12 protein-coding genes are annotated in these 14,359 nt (G+C 58.9%); 9 read left to right on the forward strand and 3 right to left on the reverse strand.

Annotated elements, in window-relative coordinates; all coding sequences use genetic code 11:
• Nucleotides 1-115 precede the first annotated feature (115 nt).
• Nucleotides 116-2,629, forward strand: coding sequence for an FAD-dependent oxidoreductase (locus DHN55_RS05670; RefSeq protein ID WP_108880370.1), 2,514 nt, complete (start codon nucleotides 116-118; stop codon nucleotides 2,627-2,629).
• A 91-nt stretch (nucleotides 2,630-2,720) separates the two neighbouring features.
• Nucleotides 2,721-3,245, forward strand: coding sequence for a redoxin domain-containing protein (locus DHN55_RS05675; RefSeq protein ID WP_108880371.1), 525 nt, complete (start codon nucleotides 2,721-2,723; stop codon nucleotides 3,243-3,245).
• An 87-nt stretch (nucleotides 3,246-3,332) separates the two neighbouring features.
• Here DHN55_RS05675 and DHN55_RS05680 read toward each other — a convergent pair whose 3' ends face one another.
• Entirely contained in the window at nucleotides 3,333-5,012 is a 1,680-nt protein-coding gene (locus DHN55_RS05680; protein ID WP_108880372.1) for a formate--tetrahydrofolate ligase, read from the reverse strand.
• A 218-nt stretch (nucleotides 5,013-5,230) separates the two neighbouring features.
• On the opposite strand from DHN55_RS05680, the gene ggt reads away from it, so the two are divergent.
• On the forward strand, nucleotides 5,231-6,817 hold the full coding sequence (gene ggt, locus DHN55_RS05685) for a gamma-glutamyltransferase (protein ID WP_108881730.1): 1,587 nt from the start codon (nucleotides 5,231-5,233) through the stop codon (nucleotides 6,815-6,817).
• A 39-nt stretch (nucleotides 6,818-6,856) separates the two neighbouring features.
• Here ggt and phaR read toward each other — a convergent pair whose 3' ends face one another.
• Nucleotides 6,857-7,471 (reverse strand): polyhydroxyalkanoate synthesis repressor PhaR, encoded by a 615-nt coding sequence (gene phaR, locus DHN55_RS05690; RefSeq protein WP_108880373.1) that lies wholly within the window; start codon nucleotides 7,469-7,471, stop codon nucleotides 6,857-6,859.
• A 288-nt stretch (nucleotides 7,472-7,759) separates the two neighbouring features.
• On the opposite strand from phaR, the gene DHN55_RS05695 reads away from it, so the two are divergent.
• The 3 genes from DHN55_RS05695 (at nucleotide 7,760) to DHN55_RS05705 (ending at nucleotide 10,802) form a co-directional block, all read left to right on the forward strand.
• Nucleotides 7,760-8,947 (forward strand): acetyl-CoA C-acyltransferase, encoded by a 1,188-nt coding sequence (locus DHN55_RS05695; RefSeq protein WP_108881731.1) that lies wholly within the window; start codon nucleotides 7,760-7,762, stop codon nucleotides 8,945-8,947.
• A 31-nt stretch (nucleotides 8,948-8,978) separates the two neighbouring features.
• The gene (gene phbB / locus DHN55_RS05700; RefSeq protein ID WP_108880374.1) at nucleotides 8,979-9,704 is read left to right on the forward strand and encodes an acetoacetyl-CoA reductase; all 726 of its coding nucleotides are present in this window, start codon (nucleotides 8,979-8,981) and stop codon (nucleotides 9,702-9,704) included.
• Nucleotides 9,705-9,860: 156 nt separating this feature from the next.
• Nucleotides 9,861-10,802: a calcium/sodium antiporter gene (locus tag DHN55_RS05705; protein WP_108880375.1), complete on the forward strand. Its 942-nt coding sequence runs from the start codon at nucleotides 9,861-9,863 to the stop codon at nucleotides 10,800-10,802.
• Between the two features lies 1 nt (nucleotide 10,803).
• On the opposite strand, the gene gloB is transcribed toward DHN55_RS05705, so the two are convergent.
• A complete protein-coding gene (gene gloB / locus DHN55_RS05710; protein ID WP_108880376.1) occupies nucleotides 10,804-11,532 on the reverse strand; it encodes a hydroxyacylglutathione hydrolase in 729 nt (242 codons plus the stop codon).
• A 47-nt stretch (nucleotides 11,533-11,579) separates the two neighbouring features.
• On the opposite strand from gloB, the gene DHN55_RS05715 reads away from it, so the two are divergent.
• The 3 genes from DHN55_RS05715 to hisC all read left to right on the forward strand — a co-directional run bounded on the left by DHN55_RS05715 (nucleotide 11,580) and on the right by hisC (nucleotide 14,354).
• Nucleotides 11,580-12,335 carry a methyltransferase domain-containing protein gene (locus DHN55_RS05715; protein ID WP_108880377.1) on the forward strand — a complete coding sequence of 252 codons (756 nt, stop codon included), beginning with the start codon at nucleotides 11,580-11,582 and terminating at the stop codon, nucleotides 12,333-12,335.
• 94 nt (nucleotides 12,336-12,429) lie between these two features.
• Nucleotides 12,430-13,254: a chorismate mutase gene (locus DHN55_RS05720; protein WP_108880378.1), complete on the forward strand. Its 825-nt coding sequence runs from the start codon at nucleotides 12,430-12,432 to the stop codon at nucleotides 13,252-13,254.
• A complete protein-coding gene (gene hisC / locus DHN55_RS05725; RefSeq protein ID WP_108880379.1) occupies nucleotides 13,251-14,354 on the forward strand; it encodes a histidinol-phosphate transaminase in 1,104 nt (367 codons plus the stop codon). The genes DHN55_RS05720 and hisC overlap by 4 nt, the downstream gene beginning before the upstream one ends.
• Nucleotides 14,355-14,359 lie beyond the last annotated feature (5 nt).

Below are 14,359 nucleotides of genomic sequence, written 5' to 3' on the forward strand. Positions count from 1 at the left end.
ACACGTCCATGTGTCGTAATTCTGCGCTGCCCGGTCGTTTGACTTCACACGTGTTGAGTTGTTTTCACTATGGTTCGGGTCATAAAGTGTCGCTCTGGACCCGGAGGGTTGGATTATGAAGTCGCATGCACGTGTTGTTGTTATTGGTGGCGGTGTTGTCGGTGTCGGCACGCTTTATGCGCTGACCAAAAAGGGCTGGTCGGATGTTGTGCTGGTTGAGCGCAACGAATTGACGTCCGGCTCGACGTGGCATGCTGCCGGGTTGCTGCCGCTGTTCAACATGTCCTACTCGGTCGGCAAGGTGCATCAATACTCGCTTGACCTGTATTCCAAGCTCGAGGAAGAAACCGGCCAGCATGTCGGCCTGCGTCAGGTGTCGAACATCCGGCTGGCCCAGACCGAGGATCGCTGGGACGAGTTCATGTACTATGCCGGTGTTGCTGAAACCATCGGCATTCACGTCAACCTGCTGACGCCGGAACAGGTCAAGGAAATCTGGCCGTTATGCAATACCGAAGGCCTGCTGGGTGCAATTCAGCACCCGACCGACGGCTATGTGCAACCGGCCGACCTGACCCAGGCCATGGCCAAGGGCGCGCGCGACAAGGGTGCAGAGATTTATCGCAACACCCGTGTGATCGCCATCGAGCAGAAGGCCAATGACGAATGGCTGGTGAAAACCGACAAGGGCGACATCACCTGCGAGCACCTGGTAACGGCAACCGGCAATTTCGTCCGCCAGACCGGAGACATGCTGGGTCTCGACATTCCCGTTATCCCGGTCGAGCATCAGTACATCGTCACCGAAGCCCATCCGGAGATCAAACAGCGTCATGCAGACGGCCTGCCTGAAATGGGTGTGCTGCGTGATGCGGACTCCGCCTGGTACATGCGCGAAGAGGCAGGCGGCCTGATCCTCGGTCCGTATGAAGCCGGCGCGCCGGTCTGTTATGTGGACGGTCCCGATGAGGACGCTGAATACGAGCTCTTCCAGGAAGACCTGGACCGGATCGCACCGCACATTGAAAGCACGTTCCATCGCGTGCCCGCCTTCGGCGAGGTCGGCATCAAGAAAGTCTATAACGGCGCGATCTGCTATACGCCGGACGGCTCGCCGATCATCGGTCCGGCATGGGGCAAGAAGAACCTGTGGCTCAATGAAGGCCATTCGTTCGGCGTCACCGCAGCAGGCGGTGCCGGATGGCAACTGGCTGAATGGATTGTCGAAGGTGAAAGCTCGATCGACATGCTCGGCGTGGACCCGCGCCGCTTCGGGCCTTACGCATCGCGTGGTTATCTCAAGCGCAAGAACGAAGAAGCCTACCGCAATGTCTTCACGCCGCACTTCCCCGATGAAGAGCGCTGGGATGCGCGCCCGCTCAAGACGTCGCCGTGCTACGACCGGATGAAGGCGCTCGGTGCGGTGTTCGGTTCCGTTTATGGCTGGGAGCGCCCGAACTGGTTTGCGCCAAGTGCCGATTATGGTTTTGAACCCGATGAAATCGTGCGCCCTGATGTGATTGCCAAAGATAATCATGCGCCGGTCAAACCCGGTGAAAAGGTCAAGGAACTATGGTCGTTCCGCCGGTCCAACTACTTTGAGCATGTCGGCAACGAGGTGAAGAATGTCACCGAGAATTGCGGCCTGCTGGACATGTCGGCATTCGCCAAGTACGAGGTGACCGGACCGAACGCGGCGGAATGGCTGGATTCGATACTGGCGAACCGGATTCCGAAGACAATCGGCCGTGTCGGCCTGTGCCACCTGCTCACCAAGCTGGGCGGCGTGCGGTCTGAGTTCACTGTCTACAAGCGCGGCGAAAACGATTTCTACCTGGTTGGTCCCGGCGCTTATGAACGCCATGACTGGGATTACCTGACCAAGCTGAAACCTGACACAGGTGTCGAGCTGCAAAAGATTACGACACAGATGGGCGTGCTGGTCCTGGCCGGTCCGAAATCACGTGACGTGCTGCAGAAGCTGACCGACACCGACCTGTCCAATGACAGTTTCAAGTGGCTGACCGGCAAGTTCATCAATGTCGGGATTGCCCAGGCGCATGCCTTGCGGGTGAACTTCGTCGGCGAGCTTGGCTGGGAACTACATCACCCGATCGAGATGCAGAACCTGATCTTTGACCTGGTCATGGAAGCCGGTGAGGAGTTCGGCATCAAGCCGTTCGGGATCCGGGCCATGGGCGCAATGGCGGTGGAAAAATCCTACCGTCTCGTCGGCCGCGAACTGTCGGTTGAGTATTCGGCCTATGAATCCGGTCTTGATCGGTTCGTGCACCCTAACAAGGGAGATTTCATTGGCCGTGACGAGCTTGTCAAACGCCATGCTGCCGGTGACGAATGGACCTATGTCACGCTGGATGTGCACGACATCAAGGACTGCGACGCGCGCGGGTCGGAAGCGGTCTATGATGCATCGGGCACGCTGGTCGGGCGGGTGACCACGGGTTCCTATGGCTGGCGGGTCGGCAAGTCGCTGGCGCTGGCCATGGTCAAGCCGGCGAATTCCGCCGAGGGCAGCAAGCTGCAGGTGAAAATCCTCGGTGAGATGTTCCAGGCGACGGTCATTGCAGAAAGCCCGTTTGATGCCGACAACGAGTGCCTGAGGGCTTAAGCTCACAGGCGTCTCACACGGTTGTGTGTTGATCCTTTTGAGGGCAGTGTCCAGTTAAACGGACATTGCCCTTTTTGCTGGAGACAAACTCATGCACTCGACACTCGTTCCCGGACAGCCCGTACCAGCCCTTACAGTGCCGCTGGTCGGCGGCGGTGAGTTCACGCTGAACGCGGACAAGCCGGAAAACTTCACCATTGTCATTTTCTACCGTGGCCTGCATTGCCCGATCTGCAAGGGACAGCTGACGGACTTTCGCGCCAGGCTGCATGAATTTTCAGGTCTCGGCATTGATGTCGTTGCCCTCAGTATGAACACACAGGAACTGGCGGAACAGACAGCGCGCGACTGGGACGTATCCGGACTGAAGCTCGGTTACGGGTTGACCAGGGACCAGGCCCGGACCTGGGGCCTGTTCCTGTCATCGTCGATCAGGGAAGGCGAGCCGGATGTGTTTTCCGAACCCGGCATGGCCATCGTGCGCCCGGACGGCACCCTGTATCACTGGTCGGTCCAGACCGCTCCGTTCGGCCGGGCCAAGGCGGCGGAACTTGCCGGTGTTCTGAAATACGTGATCGACAACGATTATCCGGTGCGCGGCACGCTGGCGGCCTGAAGACGCATCATCTGAAAACAGGAAGGGCGCGCAAGGTGTGAAACCTTGCGCGCCCTTTAATTTGTCAAACCACGAGGGCGATGCTGATCAGAACAGACCCTCGATCTGACCATCGTCATTGAGCATGATCGATTCCGCGGCCGGTACCGACGGCAGGCCCGGCATGGTCATGATCTCACCGCACACGGCAACCACGAAACCGGCTCCTGCAGACAAACGCACTTCGCGCACCGGCAAGGTGAACCCGGTCGGCGCACCGCGCATGTTCGGATCGGTGGTGAAAGAATACTGGGTCTTGGCCATGCACACCGGCAGCTTGCCATAGCCCTGGTCTTCCCAGGCTTTCAGCTGGTTCATGATCTTGGCGTCGGCGACAACACCGTCGGCACGGTAGATGCCCTTTGCGATGGCTTCCATCTTGTCGAACAGGCTCAGATCGTCGCCGTACAGCGGCTTGAAGTCGGCGGTGCCGCCTTCGACCATCTCCACCACCTTGTTGGCAAGGTCCTTTGTGCCGTCCGAGCCGTGCGCCCAGTGCTTGCACAGAACCGCTTCAGCGCCCTGTGATTTTACGAACTCGCTCAGGGCTTCGACTTCGGCATCGGTATCGGTGATGAAATGGTTGATGCCGACAACAGCCGGGACACCGAACTTCTTGATGTTCTCGATATGACGGCCAAGGTTGGCGCAGCCTGCCTTCACGGCATCGACGTTCTCTGCACCGAGATCGTTCTTGGCAACGCCACCGTTCATCTTCATGGCGCGAACAGTTGCCACGATCACAACGGCCTTTGGTTTCAGGCCTGCCTTGCGGCACTTGATGTCGAAGAATTTCTCCGCACCAAGGTCTGCGCCGAAGCCTGCTTCGGTCACCACATAGTCGGCGATCTTCAGAGCCGTGGTGGTTGCCATCACCGAGTTGCAGCCATGGGCGATGTTGGCGAACGGGCCGCCGTGCACAAAGGCCGGATTGTTTTCCAGTGTCTGCACCAGGTTCGGCTGGATGGCATCTTTGAGCAGAACGGTCATGGCGCCGTCGGCCTTGATGTCGCGGCAGTAAACCGGTGACCGGTCACGCTTGTAGGCGACGATGATATCGCCCAGCCTGCGCTGCAGGTCTTCAATGTCGGTTGCCAGGCACAGGATGGCCATGACCTCTGATGCCACGGTGATGTCGAAACCGGCTTCGCGCGGGAAGCCATTGGCCACGCCGCCCAGATTGCACACGATCTGGCGCAGGGCGCGATCGTTCATGTCCATGACCCGGCGCCAGGAAACCCGGCGCACATCGATGTCGAGCTTGTTGCCCCAGTAGACATGATTGTCGAGCATGGCTGACAGCAGGTTGTGGGCCGACGTGATGGCGTGGAAATCGCCGGTGAAGTGCAGGTTCATGTCTTCCATGGGAACCACCTGCGCGTAACCGCCGCCGGCCGCGCCACCCTTCATGCCGAAGCATGGACCCAGCGATGCTTCGCGAATACAGATCATGGCCTTCTTGCCGATGGCGTTCAAGCCGTCGCCCAGGCCGACCGTGGTGGTGGTCTTGCCTTCACCGGCCGGTGTCGGGTTGATGGCGGTGACCAGGATCAGGTTGCCATCGTCATTGCCCTGGACGGACTTGATGAATTCTGCCGAGATTTTTGCCTTGGTATGACCGTAAGGAATGAGATGCTGATCGTTGATGCCGATCTTGGCGCCAATTTCCATGATTGGTTTCATGGTTGCTTCGCGGGCGATCTCGATATCTGATTTCACCGATGCCATTTGGTAGTCCTCCTGAATTCCGGCTGTCGTGGCTGTTTTGACGTGATTTACCGCTATTCTGCGGTTGATAATGAATGTGCGCGCTTGGCTAAAGCGTGTCCCGGAGCGTGAAACCGTTGTTAACGAACTTGACCATGCCGATGAGACGCCTAGTTTGAGGCATCTTTAATACGCGTAAGTCACGGTTGCTGCCAATAGATGATGAAAAGGCACTTGATATGAGAAATTTTCATGTACCTGGACGGTCTGCGGTGTATGCGGCCGAGGCTTGTGTGGCTACATCGTCGCCACAGGCGTCACTGGCGGCGCTTGATGTTTTGCGGACGGGCGGCAATGCAGCCGATGCCGCCATCGCAGCATCGGCGGTGTTGTGCATAACCGAGCCACAAATGACGGCGATCGGCGGCGACTGTTTTGCTCTGATCGGTACGCCTGACGGTGAGGTGACAGGCCTCAATGGATCCGGGCGTTCCAGCATGCATGCGGACGATGCCTGGCTGAAGTCGTCAGGTCTGGAAGAAATCGCAGCAGACAATGTGCACGCCATTACGGTGCCCGGCGCCGTGGATGGCTGGGCGGCGCTGCTGCAACGGTTCGGCTCAAGGCCGCTGGGCGACATGCTGCAGCCTGCCATCGCGCTGGCCCGCGAAGGACATCCTGTCGGCCCGAGAACGGCGCACGACTGGGCCGGGCTTGCGGACTTCATCGGGCTGGATGAAGGCGGTCGCATGCATTACCTGCCCGACGGCAAGGCACCGGCAGCGGGACAACTGGTGAAACAGCCGGCACTGGCCGATACACTGGAAATCATCGCCGCTGAGGGGCGCACCGGGTTTTATACAGGTACAGTGGCTGAAGACATTGTTGCAACGCTTCAGGCCAAGGGCAGCCTGATCACCATGGAAGACCTGGCAGCAACAAAAGCCTCGTGGGTCACGCCGATCAGCACCGTGTATCAGGGCCGTGAAATTCTGGAGATTCCACCGAACGGCACCGGGCTGACGGCTCTTGTGGCGCTCAATATTCTCAGCCGGTTCGATCTGGCGCAGTACGCGCCTGAAAGCGTTGAGCGGCGTCACCTGGAAATTGAAGCCATCCGGCTGGCCTGGGTCATTCGCAATCGCCACATTGCCGACCAGGATTTCTCAGACATTCCCGTCGAAGAGCTTCTCTCCGACGCCATGACGGACAAGCTGGCGGCGCAGATTGCCATGGATCGCGTCATCCCCGAACCTGAAGATGTCGTACCGCTGCCAGGCTCCGATACCGTCTATCTGAGTATCGTGGACAAGGACCGCATGGCGGTGTCGTTCATCAACTCGATCTATCACGGCTTCGGCTCAGGTGTCGTCACGCCGAAAACCGGCATCACCATGCAGAACCGGGGTGCGGGGTTTTCCGCCGTGCCGGGCCATCCCAACTGTATCGGTCCCGGCAAGCGGCCGCTGCACACGATCATTCCCGCCATGGTGCGCGAAAACGGCAGCATCGTGCAGTCGTTTGGCGTGATGGGCGGCGCGTACCAGCCGATGGGGCATGTGGCGATGATGGTGAACCGCTATGTCTATGGCATGGACCCGCAGCAAGCGCTGGAGTTTCCCAGGGCGTTTCACGAGGACGGGCAGGTGGGGCTCGAACAGGGTGTGCCGCAGCACGTGGCAGACGGGCTGACCGCGCTTGGCCATAGGGTGCATCGCCCGGAAGAACCCTATGGTGGCGGCCAGATCATTGCGATCGACCCTGCCAGCAATATGCTGTGTGCAGGCTCTGAACCGCGCAAGGACGGTTTTGCTGTCGGGTATTGACCCGGAACCGGCAGCTTCACTCAGGCAGAGGCCGCCAGGTCAGTCCTTGCCGGCCAGCTTCTCGATCTGCGACTGCATTGTCTTGATCTGGTTCTGCAGTTCCTTGAGATCCGTTTCGGACGATGCCTCCGGTTCGGCCTCGGTCTCCGGCTTGGCAGATTCTTCCGCAGCCTCGGGCGCAGCGCCGTTTACATTCTGCATGGCGGCAAACGGATTGAACAACTGCATGGCGTCCTGGAACATGGCCATGTTCTTGCGCGCCTGGTCCTCCATGGATTTTATCATCTCGGTTCCCGCGGTGCCCACCATCTCTTCGCGAAGCCGCTCATGCTCGCGGGTCAGGTGTTCCATGGAGAACTGCAGGTAGCTGGGTACAAACGCCTGCATGCTGTCGCCGTAAAACCGGATCAACTGGCGCAGGAAGTCGATCGGCAGAAGATTCTCGCCCTTTGCTTCTTCTTCAAAGATGATCTGGGTCAGTACCTGACGGGTGATGTTTTCACCGCTCTTGGCGTCATGCACGACAAAATCACTGCCGTCCTTGACCATCTGCGAGAGATCATCAAGCGTCACATAGGCCGAACTTGCGGTGTTGTAGAGACGTCTGTTTGCGTATTTTTTTATGACAATCGGGTCGCTCTTGTCGTCGGACATATTTGCTACTCTGTGGTCTTGAGATGAAGGGGACAGCCGGTTCCTGTTCGAAGCTGTCTTTGCATTGCAGCATATACACGCCATTGCAAGCTTGTCGAGCAACGCGATGACGACTTTCCATTGACTGGATTGGGGTAAATCGTGTGTGCTGTGTTTTTGCTTGGCCCTCGCGGCGGCTCATATGCCGCACAGACCGCGACCAATTGTGCATTGCACAATGGGTTTCGTTGGGGCAAGTGTACCGCAACCCTGAAAGCATGTTTTACGTAGTTGAAAAGGATGATGCCCATGTCCACTTCCGATAATGATGTTGTTATTGTCTCGGCCGCCCGCACCCCGGTCGGTTCTTTCAATGGAGCGCTGAGCCCGGTGCTGGCGTCTGAACTTGGCACCACGGCGCTGAAGGCCGCTATGGAACGTGCCGGTCTCGAAGGCAAGGACGTCGATGAAGTGATCCTGGGCCAGATCCTGACTGCAGGCGCAGGCCAGAACCCGGCCCGCCAGGCTTCGGTCAATGCCGGCATCCCGGTCGAAAGCCCGGCATGGGGCATGAACCAGTTGTGCGGCTCCGGTCTCAGGGCGGTTGCACTGGGCATGCAGCAGATTGCCAATGGCGATGCGAACGTGGTTGCCGCCGGGGGCCAGGAGTCGATGAGCCAGGCACCGCACTGCCAGCATCTTCGCAATGGCGTGAAGATGGGCGACTACAAGATGATCGACACCATGATCAAGGACGGCTTGTGGGATGCCTTCAACGGCTACCACATGGGCACGACCGCCGAGAACGTCGCCAAGCAGTGGCAGATCACCCGCGAACAGCAGGACGATTTTGCCGTGGCTTCGCAGAACAAGGCGGAAGCAGCCCAGAAGGCCGGCAAGTTCACGGATGAAATCTGCCCGGTTACGATCAAGACCCGCAAGGGCGACATCGTGGTTGACCAGGATGAATACATCAAGCACGGCACAACGAAAGAGTCAGTCGGCAAACTGCGACCGGCCTTTGACAAGGAAGGTTCGGTTACGGCCGCCAATGCGTCCGGCATCAATGATGGCGCTGCCGCGGTTATCCTGATGAGTGCGGCGGAAGCCAAGAAGCGCGGCCTGACACCGCTGGCCCGGATCGCATCGTGGGCAAATGTCGGTGTTGACCCGGCTATCATGGGAACAGGTCCGATCCCGGCATCACGCGCGGCGCTCAAAAAAGCCGGTTGGAAGGTCGAGGATCTCGACCTGGTAGAAGCCAATGAAGCATTTGCAGCGCAGGCGTGTGCAGTGAACAAGGACATGGGCTGGAACCCGGACATCGTGAACGTCAATGGCGGTGCCATTGCGATTGGCCATCCAATCGGGGCTTCGGGCGCGCGCGTGTTCGTGACCCTGCTGCATGAAATGCAGAAGCGTGACGCCAAGAAGGGCCTCGCCACGCTTTGCATCGGTGGCGGCATGGGTGTTGCCATGTGTGTCGAGCGCGACTGAGACAATTCAATAGAACAGGGAGTATGATGACATGTCACGTATAGCAGTCGTGACCGGGGGAACCCGGGGTATTGGTGCAGCCATTGCCACAGCGCTGAAGGATGCCGGTTACAAGGTTGTTGCCAGTTATGCCGGCAATGATGAAGCAGCCACCAATTTCAAGGCACAGACCGGCATTGAGGTGATGAAGTGGGACGTTGGTGATTATGGTGCCTGCGAAACCGCACTGAAAACCATCGAGAACGATTTCGGCCCGGTTGACATTCTGGTCAACAATGCCGGCATCACACGTGACGCGATGTTCCACAAGATGACACCGGAAAACTGGAATGCCGTCATAAATACCAACCTCAATTCACTGTTCAACATGACGCGCCCGGTCTGGGAAGGCATGCGTGAGCGTGGCTTCGGCAGAGTGGTGTGCATTTCCTCGATCAACGGCCAGAAGGGCCAGATGGGCCAGTCAAATTATTCCGCTGCCAAGGCGGGCGATATCGGTTTCGTCAAGGCACTGGCCCAGGAAGGCGCCAGGAAGGGTATTACCGTCAATGCGATATGCCCCGGCTATATCGGCACGGAAATGGTTCGTGCCATTCCGCAGGATGTGCTGGACAAGGCGATCCTGCCGCATATTCCGGTGGGTCGGCTGGGTGAGCCGGAAGAAATTGCCAAGTGCGTGTTGTTCCTGGTGGGAGACGATGCCGGTTTCATCACCGGTTCGACCATCTCCGCCAATGGCGGCCAGTACATGTTGTAACCGGCCAGGCGGTTCGGTGGAACGATCGAGGGCGGCAGATTTGGATCTGCCGCCCTTTTAATTTGGCAGCAGGTTACCTAGATAACACCAAGAGCAACGTGAGGGGTGCAGCCCCTCACGTTGCTCCGATTTCAGGGGCATGCAGGCAAGGGGCTCATGATAATATTTCTCGGATTGCTGGCGGGGTTCGTTCTGCTGCTGGCCGGTGGTGAATTTCTGGTGCGTGGTGCTGCCGCGCTTGCCCTTCGTCTCGGCCTGTCCAATCTGGTGGTCGGTATCATCATTGTCGGGTTCGGCACCTCCGTGCCGGAACTGGTTGCCTCGATCCAGGCCGCGCTCGCCGGCGCCCCCGGTATCGCCATGGGCAATGTCGTGGGATCGAACATTGCCAACATACTGCTGATCCTCGGCGTTGGCGCGGCGATCTACCCGATCGTATGTTCGAAGGCGGCTGTGTTCCGGGACGGCTTTTTCATGATCTTCACCGCGGCATTGCTTGGCGTGGCGTGTTATTCCGGCGTCTTGTCCCTGCACTGGGGGCTGATCTTCATTGCGATTCTGGTCACATACATGGGTTTCCTGTTGTATTCCGACCGCCGCAAGAACGGCAAGCAGCCGGTGGAACCGGACGATGACCTGCCGAAACCATCCAAGGCGCTCTGGCTGGACATCATGTTCGTGGCCTGCGGCACCGCAGCCGTTTTGTTCGGCGGCAAGCTTCTCGTCGAGAATGCCATTGTAGTTGCCAAGTCTTTTGAAGTGTCTGATGAAGTTGTCGGCCTGACGCTGGTTGCCATAGGTACGTCGCTGCCGGAACTGGCGACATCCATCATTGCCGCCATGCGAAAGCACTCGGACATCGCGCTGGGCAACGTGCTGGGGTCAAACATCTACAATGTTCTTGGCATTGCCGGGATCACTGCGGTGATTTCGCCGATCCCGGTTTCAGATGAAATGCTCAAGGTCGACATACCGGTGATGATCGGTGTGTCGCTGGTGCTGTTCTTCCTCGCCGTGGTGGTAAAGCGGTTCGGCAAGCGCGTCGGCTTCGCCTTCCTGGCAGGCTATGCCGCCTTCATCTATGCTGTTGTCGCATGATCTAAAAACTGTCCTTGGCCCTTCTCACTTCCGCAAAACGGGCGGCAGAGCCGGCACGCAGGAACGGATTGGTCTGCATTTCCTCGGCAATGGTTGTCGGAACGGTCGGTTTGCCGTCGGCCCGGAGTTTAGCAATCTCCCCGGCACGGGCGCGCAATGCCGTGTTGTCAGGTTCGACGCTCAATGCGAATTCCGCATTGGCTGCGGTGTATTCGTGGCCGCTGTATACGATTGTTTCAGGCGGCATGGCCTCGAAAACCTGCAAGGACGACCACATCTGTTCCATGGTACCTTCAAACACCCTGCCGCAACCCAGTGTGAACAGCGTGTCTCCGGCAAATACAATTCCGTCATCTGCGAAATGCCAGGTGATATGGCCGAGCGTGTGTCCGGGTGTATGGATGATCCGGGCGACATGACCGGCAAAATCGTATGTACCGCCAGGTGTCACTGTGTCGGTCAGGCCGGGCAGGGCATTGGGCTCTTCGGAAGAGCCGACAACAGCGCAGTTCCATTTGTCCTTGAGTTCAAGCACGCCGCCGACATGGTCATGATGATGATGGGTGACCAGTATATGAGTGAGCTGCCAACCGGTATCCGCCAATGCCTTTTCTACCGCGGCTGCTTCCGGTGCGTCAATGGACGCGGTTTGCCCGCTATCGGGACAATGCATCAGCACGCCGTAATTGTCGCTGAGGGCCGGGAACAGATGATACTGGAGACTGGACATGTTGATCCTGTTGTAACGGGGTGAATTTCGGATAGGTTGAAAAGACTATGGATGTTGTCGATCTCAAAGAGTTTTACGCCAGCAGGCTTGGGCTTGCAACGCGTCGCATTATCGTGTCACGGCTTCGTGCGCGGTTGCGCGGCGTAAAGGGCGCGCGCGTGCTGGGGCTCGGATATTGCACACCCTATCTGGACGGCCTGTTCGATGAAGGGCGCAATGTGATGGCGATGATGCCGGCACGTCAGGGGGTCGTGCACTGGCCGGCCAGGGGCAACAGCGCCAGCGCCCTGGTGGATGAAGCCTGCCTGCCCCTGGCAGACGGCAGCATGGACTTCGTGCTGGTGGTGCATGGGCTGGAACTCACCGATCAGCTGCCGGACATGCTGCGCGAACTATGGCGCGTGCTGGCGCCGCAGGGGCGCGCGGTGTTTGTCGTTCCGAACAGGCGCGGCCTTTGGGCCCGCTTTGACAACACGCCGTTTGGTCACGGCAGGCCGTTTTCACGCGGCCAGCTGACAACGCTTTTGCGCAATGCGCAGTTTTCGCCGGCCGGGTGGACCTCGATGCTGTTCATGCCGCCAAGCGAACGCCGTTTCATGGTACGCAGCGCCACACTGTGTGAACGGATGGGATCGTGGATCGGTCCGGGGTTTTCGGGGCTGATCATGGTTGAGGCAATCAAGCAGGTTTACGCGGTTACCGGGGGCAAGCAGAAACGCCAGCTGGTGCCGTCATTGCGGCCGAATATCATCCCGCAACCGGCGCGCACGGGACTGAATGTGCGATCCCAGTCCCAGACCTGATGTTTTGTGAAACTTGTTTGTCTTTGATTTTTTGCCAAGGACTCTCTAGAGCATATCTGCATGGCGGGGTTGAACCCCCGACGTGGAATGTAACGTGCACGGGCAGTTCTCCCTGATGGAAAAACCGGACATTCAAACACCTGAGCTTAGCGGTATCAGGCAGGAGATCGACAGCATCGACGAGCAGATCGTCGAACTGTTGTGCGCCCGGTTTGCGGCCAGCGAAAAAGTGCGGCTTGCCAAGACGTCAGACCTGCTGACCGGCGCAATGCCATACCGGCCGGGCCGCGAAGCCGTCATACTTCGCCGACTGGTTGAGGTCGCTGCCGGTCAAGTTCCTGTCGCAGTTATCGAGCGGGTCTGGCGCACGGTTATTTCCGCTTCCATTCTGGCCCAGGCGGACGTCCGTATTGTCACCATTCCTGAAGTGATGAGCGACCTGCGCTACAGACAGGCGACAGACCTGTTCGCGTCGCTGTTGCCGGTGGAGAAGGCGAGCTCGATGAAAGCCGCGCTCGCCGCGCTCTCGGATGGTGAGCAGGTGCTGGTGGTGGTGCCGATGAAACTCGACTGGCGCAGTGTGCTGGAGCAGACGCCCGAGGGCAAACCGGCGCGCGTGGTTGCGGTTCTGGCTGCCGGTTCCGACAAACCGGGACGGTCACTGGCAGTGCTTGGCCATGCGGCCAGTGAACCGACCGGAGAAGATGAAACGCTTCTGGTGACGACTGGCAAACTGCCGCGTGATTTTGTCCCCAAACCCATTTGGCATCTGAAGCTTGCCGATGATGTGTACCTGACGTCGATACCGGGTTACCTGGACATGTCGGAACAGCCACTGGTCAGCCTGAAGGGCAATACCGGCCTGGGGCTCAGGATCGCCGGCAGATACCCCAGTGCGATGGAGCTGAGCAAACCATGAGCAATGCAGCGGACATGCCCCGGCCACGCGATGGTATTTTGGAGATTGCAGCCTATGTGCCCGGCAAGTCCGGCGGGTCAGGGAAAGGCAAGGTTCATAAACTGTCATCGAACGAGTCGCCGCTGGGCCCCAGCCCGGAAGCGATGCAGGCCTATGCCGAATGCACGCAGAACCTGGCGCTGTATCCTGATGGCGGTTCGGGCGCGCTTCGTGAGGCACTGGCCGAGACTCATGGAATCAATCCGGCAAACATTGTCTGCGGTGCCGGGTCTGACGAACTGCTGCAACTGCTGGCGAGCGGCTACCTGCAGCCGGGTGATGAGGCTATTCACACAGAGCACGGGTTTCTGGTTTATCCGATCGTCATTCGGGCCAACGGGGCGACGCCGGTGGTGGTGGCCGAGCGCAATCTCACGGCTGACATAGACGCAATTCTTGGCGCGGTCACACCTCGCACGCGCATGGTGTTTCTGGCCAACCCGAATAACCCGACGGGGACCTATGTCAGCTTTGACGAGGTCAAGCGGCTGCACGTCGGCCTGCCGGCAGACTGTTTGCTGGTGCTGGATGCGGCCTATGCGGAATATGTCCGCCGCAACGACTACGAAGCCGGGCTGGAGCTGGTATCAACGTCGAAGAATGTGGTTATGACCCGCACCTTTTCAAAAGCTTACGGGCTGGCGGGCCTGCGCCTGGGCTGGGCTTACTGCCCGGCCAATGTGGCCGATGTGCTGAACCGCATTCGCGGGCCGTTCAATGTGGCCATGCCGGCCATTGCCGCCGGTGCGGCGGCCATTCGCGATGCCGGCCATCTGGCGAAAGCGGTTGAGCACAACGACATCTGGTTGCCGAAGGTCACGGCTGCGGTCGAGGCGATGGGCCTGAATGTAATACCGAGTGTCGGCAATTTTGTGCTGGTTCAATTTCCGCAGGACGGCACAAAGACCGCTGCGGAAGCTGACGCGTTTCTGGCGGCAAACAATGTGATCGTGCGGCGCATGGACGCTTACGGGTTACCTGGTGCGTTGCGGGTATCCATCGGTGATGAGGCCGGGTGCGGCGCGTTTATCGACGCGCTTCAGTCCTTTGTGGCGGATTGAGCAGG

It is taken from the genome of Anderseniella sp. Alg231-50 (genome assembly GCF_900149695.1).
GTDB lineage: Bacteria > Pseudomonadota > Alphaproteobacteria > Rhizobiales > Aestuariivirgaceae > Anderseniella.